General features: G+C 63.4%; 15 protein-coding genes. 14 read left to right on the forward strand and 1 reads right to left on the reverse strand.

Annotated features, from left to right (window positions below; genetic code table 11):
• The first annotated feature begins 56 nt into the window (after window positions 1-56).
• From E2A64_RS08975 to E2A64_RS09020, 10 genes are all read left to right on the forward strand, one after another.
• Entirely contained in the window at window positions 57-854 is a 798-nt protein-coding gene (locus E2A64_RS08975; protein ID WP_133284333.1) for a segregation and condensation protein A, read from the forward strand.
• A 125-nt stretch (window positions 855-979) separates the two neighbouring features.
• Entirely contained in the window at window positions 980-1615 is a 636-nt protein-coding gene (scpB, locus tag E2A64_RS08980; RefSeq protein ID WP_428977471.1) for an SMC-Scp complex subunit ScpB, read from the forward strand.
• Window positions 1616-1737: 122 nt separating this feature from the next.
• Window positions 1738-2847 carry an ABC transporter ATP-binding protein gene (locus E2A64_RS08985; protein WP_244598195.1) on the forward strand — a complete coding sequence of 370 codons (1110 nt, stop codon included), beginning with the start codon at window positions 1738-1740 and terminating at the stop codon, window positions 2845-2847.
• Between the two features lie 45 nt (window positions 2848-2892).
• Complete coding sequence (locus E2A64_RS08990) at window positions 2893-3111, forward strand: twin-arginine translocase TatA/TatE family subunit (RefSeq protein ID WP_133284017.1); 219 nt, start codon at window positions 2893-2895, stop codon at window positions 3109-3111.
• A 75-nt stretch (window positions 3112-3186) separates the two neighbouring features.
• Window positions 3187-3996: a Sec-independent protein translocase protein TatB gene (tatB, locus tag E2A64_RS08995; protein ID WP_133284018.1), complete on the forward strand. Its 810-nt coding sequence runs from the start codon at window positions 3187-3189 to the stop codon at window positions 3994-3996.
• A complete protein-coding gene (gene tatC / locus E2A64_RS09000) occupies window positions 3993-4817 on the forward strand; it encodes a twin-arginine translocase subunit TatC (protein WP_133284019.1) in 825 nt (274 codons plus the stop codon). The genes tatB and tatC overlap by 4 nt, the downstream gene beginning before the upstream one ends.
• 60 nt (window positions 4818-4877) lie before the next feature.
• Complete coding sequence (gene serS, locus E2A64_RS09005; protein WP_133284020.1) at window positions 4878-6161, forward strand: serine--tRNA ligase; 1284 nt, start codon at window positions 4878-4880, stop codon at window positions 6159-6161.
• An 18-nt stretch (window positions 6162-6179) separates the two neighbouring features.
• A complete protein-coding gene (surE, locus tag E2A64_RS09010; RefSeq protein WP_133284021.1) occupies window positions 6180-6944 on the forward strand; it encodes a 5'/3'-nucleotidase SurE in 765 nt (254 codons plus the stop codon).
• A 3-nt stretch (window positions 6945-6947) separates the two neighbouring features.
• A complete protein-coding gene (locus tag E2A64_RS09015) occupies window positions 6948-7601 on the forward strand; it encodes a protein-L-isoaspartate(D-aspartate) O-methyltransferase (RefSeq protein WP_133284022.1) in 654 nt (217 codons plus the stop codon).
• Between the two features lie 111 nt (window positions 7602-7712).
• Window positions 7713-9290 (forward strand): peptidoglycan DD-metalloendopeptidase family protein, encoded by a 1578-nt coding sequence (locus E2A64_RS09020; RefSeq protein WP_133284023.1) that lies wholly within the window; start codon window positions 7713-7715, stop codon window positions 9288-9290.
• A gap of 18 nt (window positions 9291-9308) precedes the next feature.
• Here the strand turns inward: E2A64_RS09020 and E2A64_RS09025 are convergent, their stop codons facing one another.
• Window positions 9309-10178 carry an ATP-binding protein gene (locus E2A64_RS09025; RefSeq protein WP_133284024.1) on the reverse strand — a complete coding sequence of 290 codons (870 nt, stop codon included), beginning with the start codon at window positions 10176-10178 and terminating at the stop codon, window positions 9309-9311.
• Between the two features lie 189 nt (window positions 10179-10367).
• On the opposite strand from E2A64_RS09025, the gene yajC reads away from it, so the two are divergent.
• The 4 genes from yajC (at window position 10368) to E2A64_RS09045 (ending at window position 14556) form a co-directional block, all read left to right on the forward strand.
• On the forward strand, window positions 10368-10697 hold the full coding sequence (gene yajC, locus E2A64_RS09030) for a preprotein translocase subunit YajC (RefSeq protein ID WP_133284025.1): 330 nt from the start codon (window positions 10368-10370) through the stop codon (window positions 10695-10697).
• An 81-nt stretch (window positions 10698-10778) separates the two neighbouring features.
• Complete coding sequence (gene secDF / locus E2A64_RS09035) at window positions 10779-13328, forward strand: protein translocase subunit SecDF (protein WP_133284026.1); 2550 nt, start codon at window positions 10779-10781, stop codon at window positions 13326-13328.
• Window positions 13328-13714 carry an Mth938-like domain-containing protein gene (locus tag E2A64_RS09040; RefSeq protein WP_133284027.1) on the forward strand — a complete coding sequence of 129 codons (387 nt, stop codon included), beginning with the start codon at window positions 13328-13330 and terminating at the stop codon, window positions 13712-13714. The genes secDF and E2A64_RS09040 overlap by 1 nt, the downstream gene beginning before the upstream one ends.
• Window positions 13714-14556, forward strand: a complete 843-nt coding sequence (locus tag E2A64_RS09045) for a phytoene/squalene synthase family protein (RefSeq protein WP_133284028.1) — start codon at window positions 13714-13716, stop codon at window positions 14554-14556. The genes E2A64_RS09040 and E2A64_RS09045 overlap by 1 nt, the downstream gene beginning before the upstream one ends.
• The last annotated feature ends 30 nt before the right edge of the window (window positions 14557-14586 follow it).

Below are 14586 nucleotides of genomic sequence, written 5' to 3' on the forward strand. Positions count from 1 at the left end.
AACACGTGGCCGCCAGCGCGCGAGACGACAAGGCAAGGAAACCCGCCGCAGCTCCGATGGAGAAGCTGTGGGAGGAGAATGCCGACCGCGCGCTGAGCGATCCCGCGCTAGTCGTCGACCTCGAAGGCTTCGAAGGCCCGCTCGATCTTCTTCTTCATCTCGCCCGTACACAGAAGGTGGATCTCGCCCGCATCTCGGTGCTGGCGCTGGCCGAGCAATATCTCGATTTCATCGGGCGGGCCCGTGAACTCCGGCTCGAGCTCGCCGCCGACTATCTGGTCATGGCGGCGTGGCTCGCATTCCTGAAGTCGCGGCTTCTGATCCCGCAGCAGGCCAAGGGCGACGAACCCTCCGGTGAGGAAATGGCCGCCCAGCTCGCCTTCCGGCTCAAGCGCCTCGAGGCGATGCGCGAGGTGGCGACGCGTCTCGTCAACCGCAATCGCCTGGGTCGCGACGTCTTCGCGCGCGGTGCGCCGCAGCCTCTCGTCATCGACAAGACGATGGCGTTCGATGCGAGCCTCTACGATCTCCTGACGGCTTATGCCTCGCAGCGGCAGCGCCAGAGCCTGTCGCATGTCACGATCTCCAAGCGCCGCGTCTGGTCGCTCGCCGATGCGCGCACCATCCTGATCCGCATGCTGGGCGAAATATCCGACTGGACGGCACTGACCCACTTCCTCGTGCGTTACATGTCCGAACCGCAGGAGCGCGCAACGGCGATTGCGAGTTCCTTTGCTGCATCGCTCGAGATGGTTCGCGAAGGGCGCCTTGAGATCCGGCAGGAGGGCGCCTTCCAGCCGATCTATCTCAGACGGGGAGCCAATGCCGACGCACCGAAAGGATCGAGGCCATGACGACCGATTCCGGCCAGCCCAATCCGGTTGATTATGATGAACCGGAGATCGATGCCGCCGCGTCCGGCGAGGACGCCGACAGCGCCGCAGTCGACAAGCTGCGGGAACGGGCGCTGGCGGAGGCGATGCGCATCGCCGAAGCTCTGGTCTTTGCCTCCTCCGAACCGGTTGCGGAGACCGTCATCGCAGAAAAGCTGCCGCGCGGTAGCGATGCGGCCGATGTCATGGCCCGGCTCGAGCGCGCCTATTCCACCCGCGGCGTCAATCTGGTCCGTGTGGCCGGCGCCTGGGCCTTCCGCACCGCTGCCGATCTGTCCTTTCTCATTCGTCAGGAGCAGAGCGAGGTCCGCAAGCTTTCGCGTGCCGGCCTCGAAGTCATGGCGATCATTGCCTATCACCAGCCGGTGACCCGTGCCGAGATCGAGGAAATTCGCGGTGTCGCAACCTCCAGGGGCACGCTCGACGTGCTGCTCGAGACCGGCTGGGTACGAATGCGCGGCCGTCGCCGCACGCCCGGTCGTCCGGTGACCTACGGCACCACGAGCCAGTTTCTCGATCATTTCGGGCTCGAGGAACTGCGCGATCTGCCGGGCATGGATGAGCTCAAGGGCGCGGGCCTTCTGTCGAACCGCATTCCGGCCAATTTCTCGATGCCGCAGCCGCCCGCCAATGACGACCTCTCGGACGAGGAAGATCCCATCACGCAGATGGATATCGAGGAACTCGGCCTCCTCTCGCCGATGGGCGAGGAAGAGGAATAGGCCGTGCCTGCGGCCGGGCGCGACAATAGACCCCGTGTCACAAGGCACGAAACAGTTTCGTCGGTCCGCAATACCGTGTAAGCGATCCCGCGACGACACCGGAAGGCAGTGAGTGGATCGACGTGGCCGACAGCAAATCATCCCCCAAACCGGTTTCCCAGGGCACGGCAAGCCGGCGCACTGCCGGCGTCACCTTCGCCGCTCGTCTGGTTTTCGATGACATCCATCACCATTACGGCAAGCGCCACATCCTCAGGGGCGTGAGCCTGCAGGCCGAGCCGGGCGAGGTTCTGTGCCTGCTCGGACCCTCCGGATCCGGCAAGACCACGCTGCTTCGCATCGCAGCCGGTATCGAGACCCAGACATCTGGCAGGCTCGTTCTCAACGAGCGCGAGATTTCCGGTCCTGACCTGTCGCTCCCGCCCGAAAAGCGCGGCATCGGGCTGATGTTCCAGGACTTCGCGCTCTTTCCGCATCTGACCATCATCGACAATGTGCGCTTCGGGCTGACGCAATTGTCGCGCAAGGACGGACGCGGCGAGGCCATGGTCGCGCTCGAGCGCGTCGGAATGGCCCATCACGCCATGAGCTATCCGCATCTTCTGTCGGGCGGCGAGCAGCAGCGCGTGGCGCTGGCGCGCGCGCTCGCACCGCGTCCCGGCGTTCTCCTGATGGACGAACCCTTTTCGGGGCTCGATTCACGCCTCAAGGATGCCGTGCGCATCGAAACCCTGGCCATCCTGCGCGAAGCGCGGGCGACGGCGATCGTCGTCACCCATGACGCGGAGGAGGCCATGCGGCTCGGCGACCGCATCGCATTGTTGCGCAATGGCCAGTTGGTGCAGACGGGAACGGCGGAGGACCTCTATCACCGGCCTGCCGATCTCTTTGCGGCCGGCTTTTTCTCGGAAATCAACGTTTTTGCATCCGAGGTTCACGACGGAATGGCAATGACGCCGCTCGGTCCTGTAAAATCCCCCGACATCGCCGAACGGGCCGCCGTTTCGGTCGCCGTGCGTCATTCGGGCGTAGGTGTCGTCGAAGCGGGGAAGGGCTCCCCGGCACGTATCGTGGCACGCAGGTTTCTCGGCATGGAAGAGCACGTCACGCTGGCCGTGCCGGACGGCGGCGATCGGGTCGAGGCCCGGGTGAGGGCGGGCGATGTGCCCGCCGGCGCCCGCGAGGTCGGCCTGGTGGTCAACGAGAAAGACATATTGGTGTTTGAATCTTGATCTCAAACATCATACATCGAATAGGAATTCGAACAGGAGAGTATCATGGGTTCCTTCAGCATCTGGCACTGGATCATCGTCCTGGTGGTCGTGCTTCTGCTTTTTGGCCGCGGCAAGATTCCCGAATTGATGGGTGACGTCGCGAAGGGCATCAAGAGCTTCAAGAAGGGGATGTCGGACGACGACAAGGACGACAACGCCACCACGGCCAAGACCGTCGATCATCAGCCCGCCGAGACCACCGAACAGAAGGACCGCGCCTGAAGGTAGCGGTCGCCGGGCGCGACTGACGCGCCCGGTCTGGCGGGGCCTCGGCCCCGCTCCGGGAAAGGATACCCGATGCTCGATATCGGCTGGACAGAGCTTCTGGTCGTGGCGATCGTTCTCATCATCGTGGTCGGTCCGAAGGACCTTCCGCCGATGCTGCGGGCTTTCGGTCGCACTACGACCAAACTGCGCAAGATGGCCAACGAATTCCGTGGTCAGTTCGATGAGGCCCTTCGTGAAGCCGACCTCGACGACGTGCGCAAGACGTTTTCGGACGCCCGTTCGCTCAACCCGATGAACCAGATCCGGGATGCGGTGAACCCGCTGCGCCAGACCGGGAACGATATCCGCAAGGATCTCGAGAACACGGTCAAGCCGATTGCCGTGCCTGATTCAGGCATGAAGCTCGACGGCGAGCCGAAAGTCGAGGCCGGCAAGGCGGTGGAAGCCGAACCGCTCAAGGGGCCGGTCCAGCCCACCGAACAGCCGGCGACGCACAAGACCTCCGCCGCCCGGATCATGAAATCGGAAGCGGCCGAACCCAAGGCACCCGCGAAGGGAGCGGCAACCTCCAAGTCTGCAGCCTCCAAATCTGCAACTTCCAAGTCTGCAGCCTCCAAGTCGGCCACCTCAAAGTCGGCTTCGGCTAAATCCCCCGCCAGGAAGCCGGCGACAAAGGCGACCGCCGCCAAGTCGTCCGCTTCCGGAACTGCCGGCACCAGATCGACCGGTGCCGCCACCTCGAAGCCTGCGTCCGCGAAAACAGCGGCGAAGACGACGTCCTCGAAGGGCGCTGCCAAGAGTGCGGGCGGCAAGAGTGCAGGCGGCAAGACTTCCGCCGCAAAGGCGAAGACGTCGCGCAAGACGGATGACAAGGCATGAGCGATAATTCCGAAGACCGGCCCATGCCGCTCGTCGAGCACCTGATCGAGCTCCGCAACCGCCTGATGTGGGCGGTCGGCGGTTTCATGATCGCATTCCTGATTTGCTTCTATTTCGCCAAGCAGCTGTTCAACCTGCTGGTCCTGCCATTCACCTGGGCGGTGCACTGGGCCGGGCTCGGCGATCGCAAGATCGAGCTGATCTACACCGCGCCGCAGGAATTCTTCTTCACCCAGATCAAGATCGCCATGTTCGGCGGCCTGGTGCTCGCTTTCCCGATGATCGCGGCCCAGGTCTACAAGTTCGTGGCGCCCGGCCTCTACAAGAACGAGCGGATGGCCTTCCTGCCATTCCTGATCGCGTCGCCGATCCTATTCCTCATCGGCGCCGGGCTCGTCTATTTCTTCTTCACGCCCATGGTCATGCTGTTCTTCCTGTCGATGGAACAGACCGGCGGCTCCGCCGAGGCGACCATCCAGCTCCTGCCGAAGGTCTCGGAATATCTCGGGCTGGTGATGACGCTGATCTTCGCCTTCGGCCTGGTCTTCCAGCTGCCTGTCGTGACCACCTTGATGGCACGTGTCGGTCTCGTCTCGTCAACGGGACTTGCCGAGAAGCGCAAATACGCCATCGTTGCCGCATTCGTGGCCGCGGCCGTGCTGACGCCGCCGGATCCGGTGTCCCAGATCGGGCTTGCGCTGCCCACCATCCTTCTTTACGAGATTGCCATCTATTGCGCCCGACTCGTGGAGCGCCAGCGTGGTGATGCGCAGGCGGAAAGCGAAGAGGAAGCAGCTTCCGACGTGACGCCGGACAGCTGACGCCCGCATCAGGCGGGGTCTTTCCGGTCGGACGCGAAACTCCTGCCGGGATGACCCGAAATGCTTGACATCAAATGGATCCGTGAGAACTCCGAAGCGCTGGACAAGGCGCTTCAAAGCCGTGGAGCGGAAGCTCTTTCGGCCGAGCTGATAGCCGCCGACGAGAAGCGCCGTTCGCTCGTTCAGTCGCTGCAGGACATGCAGTCCCGCCGCAACGCCGCCTCCAAGGAAATCGGTCAGGCGCTCGGCAAGGGCGACAAGGATCGCGCGGAAGCCCTGAAGGCTGAAGTCGCCGAACTCAAGGGCAGGATGCAGGACGCCGAGGAGGGCACCCGCCAGGCGGATGCCGCCCTCGACGACATGCTGATGCGTCTTCCCAACGTGCCGCTTGAAAGTGTGCCGGTCGGCTCCGACGAGAACGACAACCGCGAAGAGCGCAAGGTCGGCGCGAAGCCCGGCTGGGCTCACAAGGCTGCCGAACATTACGAGATCGGCGAGGATCTGGGTCTTCTCGATTTCGAGGCGGCGGCCCGTATTTCAGGCGCGCGCTTTACGGTGGTCAAGGGACAATTGGCACGGCTCGAGCGTGCGCTCGGCCAGTTCATGCTCGATCTTCATACGACCGAGCATGGCTACACGGAAGTCAATCCGCCGCTTCTCGTACGTGACGATGCGCTCTACGGCACAGGCCAGCTTCCGAAATTTTCCGAGGATCTTTTCAAGACGACCGATGGTCGCTGGATGATCCCGACGGCCGAAGTGCCGCTCACGAATCTCGTTTACGGCGAACTGCTCGATCACGACACATTGCCGCTTCGCTTCACGGCTCTCACGCCGTGCTTCCGCTCGGAGGCCGGGTCTGCCGGTCGCGACACCCGCGGCATGCTGCGCCAGCACCAGTTCAACAAGTGCGAACTCGTCTCCATCGTCGATGCCGAGCATGGTGTGGAGGAGCATGAGCGCATGACCGCTTGTGCCGAGGAAGTGCTGAAGCGCCTCGGTCTGCACTATCGTGTCATGACGCTGTGCACCGGCGACATGGGTTTCGGCGCGCAGAAGACCTACGATCTGGAAGTCTGGTTGCCGGGGCAGGATACCTATCGCGAGATTTCGTCCTGCTCGGTCTGCGGCGATTTCCAGGGCCGCCGCATGAACGCACGCTACCGCGATCCGGACGGCAAGGGCACGCGCTTCGTGACCACGCTGAACGGCTCGGGCGTTGCGGTCGGTCGCGCGCTCATTGCCGTGATGGAGAATTATCTCGAGGAAGACGGTTCCATCACCGTGCCGGAGGCGCTGCTGCCCTATATGGGCGGTATCACCCGGATCGAGAAAGCGGACTGAGAAAGGACCGGCCCGACCATGCGAATTCTGCTCACCAATGATGACGGTATCCATGCGCCGGGCCTCGCCTCGCTCGAGAAGATCGCGCGCACCATCTCGGATGATGTCTGGGTGGTCGCCCCCGAGACGGACCAGAGCGGGCTTGCCCATTCGCTGACCTTGTCGGAGCCGCTGCGCCTTCGCCAGATCGAGGAAAAGCGTTTCGCCCTGCGCGGCACGCCGACCGACTGCGTCATCATGGCGGCCCGGAAGGTCATGAAGGACAATCCGCCCGATCTCATTCTCTCGGGTATCAATTCCGGCCCGAACGCGGCCGACGACGTGACCTATTCGGGGACCGTCGCGGCGGCAATCGAGGGAACGCTTCTGGGCATCCGCTCGATTGCGCTGAGCCAGCACTACAATTTCGAGAACCACGGCCGTGTCGTTCCCTGGGAAGTGGCCGAGACCCATGGCCCGGAACTTCTGAAGAAGCTCATGAAGACGGAACTGCCGCAGGGCCGTTTCTTGAATGTGAATTTTCCGAACTGCACGCCGGAAAACGTCAAGGGCATCACCGTCACCCGCCAGGGGCAGCTGACCCACGGGCTGCAGATCATCGAGCGCGAGGATGGTCGGGGCTTTCCCTATTTCTGGCTCAAGTTCGGCCGCCGCGCGATTCCGGATCACATCGAAACGGATGTGGGCGCGCTCAACAACGGATACATATCTGTCACGCCGCTCATGCTCGATCTGACCGACCACAAGCTCCACGACGAGCTTTCGGGCCTGTTCGAGGACTGATCTGTGAACATTCGTCTGGTCGAGAAGGAAGGTTTTGCCGCTCTCGTCCTGCGGCTGCGTGCCGAGGGTGTTGCCGACACCACGCTGCTTTCGGCCATGGAGCAGACGCCGCGGACCATGTTCGTGGGGGCCGCCCATGCCCCGCATGCCTATGAAAACCGCCTGCTGCCGATCGATTGCGGCAGTTTCGCCGAAAGCCCGGATCTGATCGCACGGCTTCTCTCTCTTGCCAGTCTGGCGCCCGGCCAGCGTGTCTTGGATGTCGGCACGGGTTCGGGATTCACCGCCGGTGTGATCGGACGGATTGCCGAGCGGGTTCTCACGATCGACCGCTACAAGACGCTCGTCCAGCTTGCGCAACAGCGGTACAGCCATCTGGCGATCACCAACGTGGTGGCGCGTCAGGGTGACGGCATCAAAGGCGTTCCGGGCGAGGGGACCTTCGACCGTATCGTGGTGACGACCGCTTTCGAGACGATGCCGCGCCATTATGTCGACTTCCTCGTCTCCGAAGGCATCATGGTTGCGCCGCTCAGAGACAAGGACGGAACGATCCGCCTGTCGCGGTTCACCAAGATCGGCAGCCGTTTCGAGCGTGAGGATTTCTTCGAGGTTCCCTACCTCCCGATGATCGCCGGACGGGCTTCGGCTCTCTGATTATTCCCGGCTTTTCCGAAAAAACACGATGTGCGCCCAGGATTTAACCGGGCGGTAACATTAACGCTGTTTAATTCAATCCAATTGGTGTTGCGTTCATGGGTTGAAATCATGCGTCGGAATGTATCGAAAATCACGAAATCGACGACATTGAAGCTGCTGGGTGTCGTGCTCTTGGCCGGAACCGCTGCAGGTTGCAGCTCGGACGCCAGCCGCTTCATGTATAGCGGCGTTGACGGCATCAACACCGCCTCGGTCCCCGGGCCGTCATCGAATGCGTTGCAGCCTGTCGGCTCCGTTCCCAACGCGGGTTACGCCCAGGCAGGCACCGCGCCTTCCAGTGTCTCGCAGGCCTATCCCGGTGATGCGCGGCAGTCCGGCTACGATCAGACCTATACCGGTTCGGTAGGCTCCTCGGCACGGACGGCATCGTCCTCGCAGATCGTCTCGCGCCAGTCGCTGCCGACGGCCGAGCAGTCGGCGTCCCGCATTCCCGTCGGCCCGGCCACCCGGCCGGTAACCGAGCCGCAGCCTTTCCCGACTCGCACCGCGCGTGTCGAAAGCAATGCGTCCGTCTCGACCGGCATGCCGAGCGATCCGATCACCACCGGCTCCACACCGGCCCGGTCCGGCAATGGCTGGAGCGGCAATGGCGGCACGAGCGTGACCCTCAATGACGGCGAGACGCTCTACAACCTGTCGCGCCGCTATGGCGTGCCGGTCAAGGACATCATGGCCGCCAACAACATCACCGATGCCTCGCGCGTCAATGCCGGTCAGCGGATCGTGATCCCGGTCTACGGCTACAGCGACAAGGCGCCGGTTTCCGCGCCGGATGCAGATCCGAATGTCCGCGATGCCACCGCCTCGCGCGGCACGCCGGCTCCGAAGCCGAACACGACCCCTGAACAGCAGGTGGCCGTGCTTCCGACCTCGCCGAGCCTCAAGGAAAAGTCATCGCAGGCCGCTCCGGCCGATACCGCTTCCGCCCCGCAGGCCGGTGGCCAGGGCGGCGTCTATAACGTGCAGTCTGGCGATACCCTGTCGCGCATCGCGTCTCGCCACAGTGTCAGCGTTGCGGCACTCAAGGCCGCCAACGGCATGTCGACCGAGATGATCCGTGTCGGCCAGACGCTCTCGATCCCGTCCGGCGGCGCACCGGCTGCGGCCACGGACAGCGTGACGACCGCCTCCGTGAAGCCGGCCGCCGACAAGCCGAAGGAATACGCGGCTCCCGCGAAGACCGAAACCAAGTCGAACATCATCGAGACCGCCAAGGTCGATACCAACGCGGTTGCGCCCAAGGCCACGGGCATCGACAAGCTGCGCTGGCCGGCCCGCGGCCAGGTCATCACCGGCTATGCCAAGAGCGAAGACGGCAAGCGCAATGACGGCATCGACCTGTCGCTGCCGGTCGGCACCCCGGTCAAGGCCGCCGAGAACGGCGTGGTCATCTATTCGGGCGACGGTCTGAAGGAATATGGCAACACGGTTCTGGTGCGTCACGATGACGGTCTCGTCACCGTCTACGCCCACGCCTCGGAACTCAAGGTCAATCGCGGCGACAAGGTGACCCGCGGTCAGACGATCGCCTCCTCGGGCATGAGCGGCAACGCCAAGACCCCGCGTCTTCACTTCGAAGTGCGCAAGAACGCGACCCCGGTCAACCCGTCAGACTTCCTGGAATAGGCGTTTGGGCAGGCGGCTTCACAGCCGCTTGCCGAGCCGTCCCGCCAGATCCTGGACGAACTGCCAGGCTACACGACCCGAGCGCGAGCCACGGGTCGTTGCCCATTCCAGCGCCTGGGCGCGCAGGTCGTCTTCCCCGATTCCGAACGCGTAGTGATCGGCATAGCCCTTCACCATGTCGAGATAATCGTCCTGGCTGCATTTGTGGAAGCCGAGCCAGAGGCCGAAACGGTCGGACAGCGAGACCTTTTCCTCGACGGCTTCGTGAGGATTGATGGCGGTCGAGCGCTCGTTTTCGATCATGTCGCGCGGCAGCAGGTGCCGGCGGTTCGAGGTGGCGTACAGGATCACATTGTCCGGCCGGCCCTCTATGCCGCCGTCGAGAGCCGCCTTGAGCGACTTGTAGGCGGTGTCGTCATGGTCGAAGGAAAGATCGTCGCAAAAGAGGATGAAGCGCGCTTCCGCCTCCCGCAGGATGGCCATCAGGCCGGGGAGCGAATTGATGTCCTCTCGGTGGATTTCGACAAGCTTCAATGGCGCTGCGATGTCGGGGAGGGCGGCGGTTGCCGCGTGGACCGATTTGACGAGCGAGGACTTGCCCATGCCGCGCGCGCCCCACAGAAGCACGTTGTTGGCGGCAAATCCCCTGGCGAAACGCTCCGTGTTGTCCTGCAGGATGTCGCGGACATGGTCCACGCCCTTGATGAGCGACAGTTCGATCCTGTTGGGTTTTCCAACCGGCTGCAGCCACGCGCGCTTCGGCTCCCAGACGAAACAGTCGGCCCTGGTGATGTCGTTGTCGGCCCGGGGCGGACCGCCGAGGCTTTCGACGGCATGCGTCAGCTTCTCGATTCTCTCCATGATCTGACGCGCGGTCTCGTCGTTCATCTGACCCCTCCTGGCTGAAAATGAACTCGCTGAGGCGCGGTTAGCACGCAATAACCCCGGACAAAAGCGCGCAACCGGGGAAAATAGGCCCCGCGCGCCCAAGCTTTACGTTGCATTCGCGGCCCTCGTCACTATATTCCGCTCGATTTCATGCGCCGGCTGCTGCTGGCGCCAGTTGAGGAGTTTTCCATGTTTATCACCGAAGCCTTCGCGCAGACGCCGGGCGCTGCGGGCGGTGGCGACATCGTCATGTCGATCCTGCCGTTCCTGCTGATCTTCGTCATCATGTACTTCCTGATCATCCGCCCGCAGCGGACCCAGATGAAGAAGCGCGAAGAGATGATCAAGAACATCCGCCGCGGCGACCAGGTCGTGACCGGCGGCGGTTTCGTCGGCAAGGTGACCAAGGTGTTCGACAACGACGAACTCGAGATCGAGATCGCCGAAGGCGTCAAGGTCCGCTCCGTACGTTCGCTGATCGCCGATGTCCGGACCAAGAGCGAGCCGGTCAAGGAATAAGTCCCTGAACCCGCGGGGCGGTCATGCAGGCCGCCCCGTCTTTCTATCCGGCCCGAGCCGGAGATGACGCCGAGAGGCCCAATGCTTTACTTTTCCCGCTGGAAAACCGTCCTGATCTGGCTCGCGGTCGTACTCGCCGCGTTTTTTGCGTTTCCGAACCTGCTGACCAAGGATGAAGCCGCCAATCTTCCCGAGTTCATGCCGTCGCAGCAGATGACGCTCGGCCTCGACCTCCAGGGTGGTTCCCACATCCTGTTGCAGGTCGACCGCCAGGACATCGTCAAGGAACGGCTCGAATCCACCGCCGATGAAGTGCGCCGCACCCTGCGTGCCGCCGGCATCGGTTACACCGGGCTTTCGGGCACCGGACAGGTTGTGCAGGTCCGCATCCGCGACGAGAGCCGCACCGGGGAAGCCAAGGAAGCGTTGAGCGATCTCACCGATCCGGTGAGTTCCGGCCTGTTTGCCGGCGGTACCCTGCGTGAAGTCACGCTGGAAGAGCCGCAGCCGCAGCTTCTGCGGCTCACGCTGACCGACGAGGGGGTCGATTATCGCGTCTCCAACGCCGTCAGCCAGTCGATCGAGGTGGTCCGCCGCCGTATCGACGAACTCGGCACCACCGAGCCGATCATCCAGCGCCAGGGCGACAACCGCATTCTCGTGCAGGTGCCGGGGCTCGACGATCCGCAGCGTCTCAAGGATCTTCTGAACCAGACAGCGAAGCTCACCTTCCATCTGGTCGACACGTCGATGCCGGTGCAGGAGGCGATGGACGGTCGTCCGCCAGCCAGTTCGGAAGTTCTCTATTCGACCGACGATCCGCCCGTTCCCTATCTCATCAGGAAGGCCGTCGAAGTTTCGGGCGAAAGCCTCACCGATGCGCAGGCCGGTTTCGACCAGCGCACCAATGAGCCGATCGTCACCTTCAAGTTCGATACCAAGGGTGCCCAGCGCTTCGGTCAGATCACGCAGCAGAATGTCGGCTTGCCTTTCGCCATCGTGCTCGACGATCAGGTGATTTCGGCACCGGTGATCCGCGAGCCGATCCTCGGCGGTACCGGCCAGATTTCCGGCAGTTTCTCGGTTCAGGGGGCAAACGACCTCGCGATCCTGCTGCGCGCCGGTGCGCTTCCGGCAACGCTGACGGTGATCGAGGAACGGACCGTCGGTCCGGGTCTCGGCGCGGATTCGATCGCAGCCGGCGAGATCGCCGGCGTGATCGGCGCGATCTTCGTGGTCGGCTTCATGCTGGTGGCCTATGGTTTCCTCGGTCTGGTCGCCAATGTCGCGCTGATCGCCAACGTCATCATGATCATCGCTCTCCTGACGGTGCTCGGGGCGACCCTGACGCTACCTGGCATCGCCGGTATCGTGCTGACCGTCGGCATGGCGGTGGATTCCAACGTGCTCATCTACGAGCGCATCCGGGAAGAGCACAAGGCCGGCCGTTCGCTGATCCAGTCGATCGATGTCGGTTTCAGCCGTGCGTTCGCAACCATTCTCGATGCCAACATCACGACCCTGATCGCGGCCGTCATCCTGTTCTATCTCGGCAGCGGTCCGGTCCGCGGTTTTGCCATCACGCTCGCCATCGGTATCGTGACCACGGTCTTCACCGCATTCACGCTGACCCGCTGGCTGGTGGCCGAATGGGTACGCCGTCGTCGTCCCAAGGTGCTGCCGCGCGGCCTGCTGGATCGCCTGAAGGGCGATACCCGCATCCGTTTCATGGGCATTCGCCGCTTCACCTTCATGACGTCGGCAGCTCTTTCCGTCGCCTCCATGGTGCTGTTTGCGACCGTCAACATGAACTACGGCATCGACTTCAAGGGCGGCTCCATGATCGAGCTGCAGTCGAAGGCGGAACAGGCCGATATCGGTGATATCCGCGCCCGTCTCTCCGAGCTCAATCTCGGCGACGTGCAGGTGCAGGAATTCGGCAGCCCGCGCGAGGTTCTCATCCGCGTCCAGGCGCAGGATGGCGGCGACAATGCCGAGCAGTCCGTCATCACCACGATTCGCAGCGAGCTGGAAGACGCCTATGACTTCCGCCGCGTCGAGGTCGTCGGGCCTACGGTGTCGGGGGAACTGGCGCGCGCCGGTACCATCGCGGTGATCGCTGCCCTTATGGCGATCCTCGTCTATATCTGGTTCCGCTTCGAGTGGCAGTTCGCGCTCGGCGCGATTGTCGCCACGCTCCACGACGTGGTGCTGACGATCGGCATATTCGTGATATCGGGGGTGGAGTTCAATCTCTCCAGTATCGCGGCCGTGCTGACGATCGTCGGTTACTCGCTCAACGATACGGTGGTCGTCTATGACCGTGTCCGCGAAAACCTCAGGCGCTACAAGAAGAAGCCGTTGCCCGAGCTGATCGACCTGTCGATCAACCAGATGCTGACGCGGACGATCCTGACGTCGCTGACGACGCTGCTGGCCCTCGTTGCGCTCTATGCATTCGGTGGCGAGGTCATTCGCTCCTTCACCTTCGCCATGATCTTCGGCGTGGCGGTCGGCACCTACTCGTCGATCTTCATCGCGGCACCGGTGCTGATCCTCTTCAAGCTCCGCCCTGATGCCTTCGACGACGCGGCCGACGACAAGACCGCACCGGCCAAGAGCACAGCCTGATGGCCGGTGGAATCGAATTACGCGAGGCGCATTTCCCCGGACGGGCCCCCATCGATGCCTATGGCAATGGCGGGTTCCGTTTCGCGGACATGTCGCATCGCGGTTCGATTCTGTGCCTTCCTTCCGGCATCTACGGCTGGGACGTCAGCGACCCGGCCGAGATCAACACCGAGACGCTTCAGAAGGTTTTGGCCGAGGCCGGCGAGGTGGAGTTCCTCCTTGTGGGCACCGGCATGGATATCCGCCTTCTCGATCCTGAGCTGAAAACGGCTTTGCGCGGCAGGAACATCTCGTCGGACCCGATGAGCACCGGTGCGGCCGTCCGAACCTTCAACGTGATGCTGGCGGAATCGCGGCCGGTGGCTGCGGCGCTGATCGCGGTCTGATGGCCGACCTCGCCAGACTGCGTGACGAACTCCGGTCCGTCGATCGCGACCGCTATCTCGCATGCCTGCTTCTGCCCGAGGCGGTTCAGGCCGATGTTGCGGCCCTCTATCTGTTCAATGCGGAGATCGCGGCCATTCGCGATCGCATCCGCGAGGCAATCGCCGGCGAGATCCGCCTGCAATGGTGGCGCGACGCGCTCAGCGGCGAACGATCCGAGGAAGTGGCAGCCAACCCGACCGCGACTGCGCTGATCGAGATGATCGACCGGCGCAATCTGCCGCGCGAGCCATTTCTCGGCATGCTCGAAGCCCGGGAATTCGATCTGTACGACGACCCGATGCCCGACCGCGGCGCCTATGAGGCCTATGCCGGTCACACCGCTTCCGTCCTGATCCAGATGACGGCGATGATCCTCGATCCCGACAGCTCACAGAGCTACGCGGAGGCCGCGGGCCATGCGGGGGTGGCGCAATCTGTCGCCGGCCACCTGATGCTGCTGCCGGTCCATACATCGCGCGGCCAGGTCTTTCTGCCCGGCGATCTGCTGTCTGCGACCGGGCTCGAGCGGGAAAGCTTCCTGGCGCAGGACCGGACCGAATCGCTTGGCGCCGCCATATCGGGCTTCGTTGCTTTCGGGCGTGAACATCTGGCGAAGGCTCGGGAGAGCTTCGAGGGCCTGCCGCAAGAGGGCAGGGGTGCCTTCCTGCCGGTCGCGACGGCAGATCTCGTTTTCAGACGTGCCGGAAAGGCAGGCGCCGCCGCGCTCAGCCGCGCGGTGCAGCCCTCGCTGCTCGCCCGTCAGTGGCAGATGTGGCGCTTTGCGCGACGCAACACGCTTTGAGCGCATATCCGATCGATCTTGCAACACGCG

Origin of the sequence: Pseudohoeflea suaedae, from assembly GCF_004354915.1 — a bacterium.
GTDB classification, from domain to species: Bacteria; Pseudomonadota; Alphaproteobacteria; order Rhizobiales; family Rhizobiaceae; genus Pseudohoeflea; species Pseudohoeflea suaedae.

Bases quoted from the DNA above. Each gene is read 5' to 3' on its own strand.
- E2A64_RS08975 (WP_133284333.1), top strand. From the start codon at position 57: ATGGAGAAGCTGTGGGAGGAGAATGCCGACCGCGCGCTGAGCGATCCC.
- scpB (WP_428977471.1), top strand. From the start codon at position 980: ATGCGCATCGCCGAAGCTCTGGTCTTTGCCTCCTCCGAACCGGTTGCG.
- E2A64_RS08990 (WP_133284017.1), top strand. From the start codon at position 2,893: ATGGGTTCCTTCAGCATCTGGCACTGGATCATCGTCCTGGTGGTCGTG.
- tatB (WP_133284018.1), top strand. From the start codon at position 3,187: ATGCTCGATATCGGCTGGACAGAGCTTCTGGTCGTGGCGATCGTTCTC.
- tatC (WP_133284019.1), top strand. From the start codon at position 3,993: ATGAGCGATAATTCCGAAGACCGGCCCATGCCGCTCGTCGAGCACCTG.
- serS (WP_133284020.1), top strand. From the start codon at position 4,878: ATGCTTGACATCAAATGGATCCGTGAGAACTCCGAAGCGCTGGACAAG.
- surE (WP_133284021.1), top strand. From the start codon at position 6,180: ATGCGAATTCTGCTCACCAATGATGACGGTATCCATGCGCCGGGCCTC.
- E2A64_RS09020 (WP_133284023.1), top strand. From the start codon at position 7,713: ATGCGTCGGAATGTATCGAAAATCACGAAATCGACGACATTGAAGCTG.
- E2A64_RS09025 (WP_133284024.1), bottom strand. From the start codon at position 10,178: ATGAACGACGAGACCGCGCGTCAGATCATGGAGAGAATCGAGAAGCTG.
- yajC (WP_133284025.1), top strand. From the start codon at position 10,368: ATGTTTATCACCGAAGCCTTCGCGCAGACGCCGGGCGCTGCGGGCGGT.
- secDF (WP_133284026.1), top strand. From the start codon at position 10,779: ATGCTTTACTTTTCCCGCTGGAAAACCGTCCTGATCTGGCTCGCGGTC.
- E2A64_RS09040 (WP_133284027.1), top strand. From the start codon at position 13,328: ATGGCCGGTGGAATCGAATTACGCGAGGCGCATTTCCCCGGACGGGCC.
- E2A64_RS09045 (WP_133284028.1), top strand. From the start codon at position 13,714: ATGGCCGACCTCGCCAGACTGCGTGACGAACTCCGGTCCGTCGATCGC.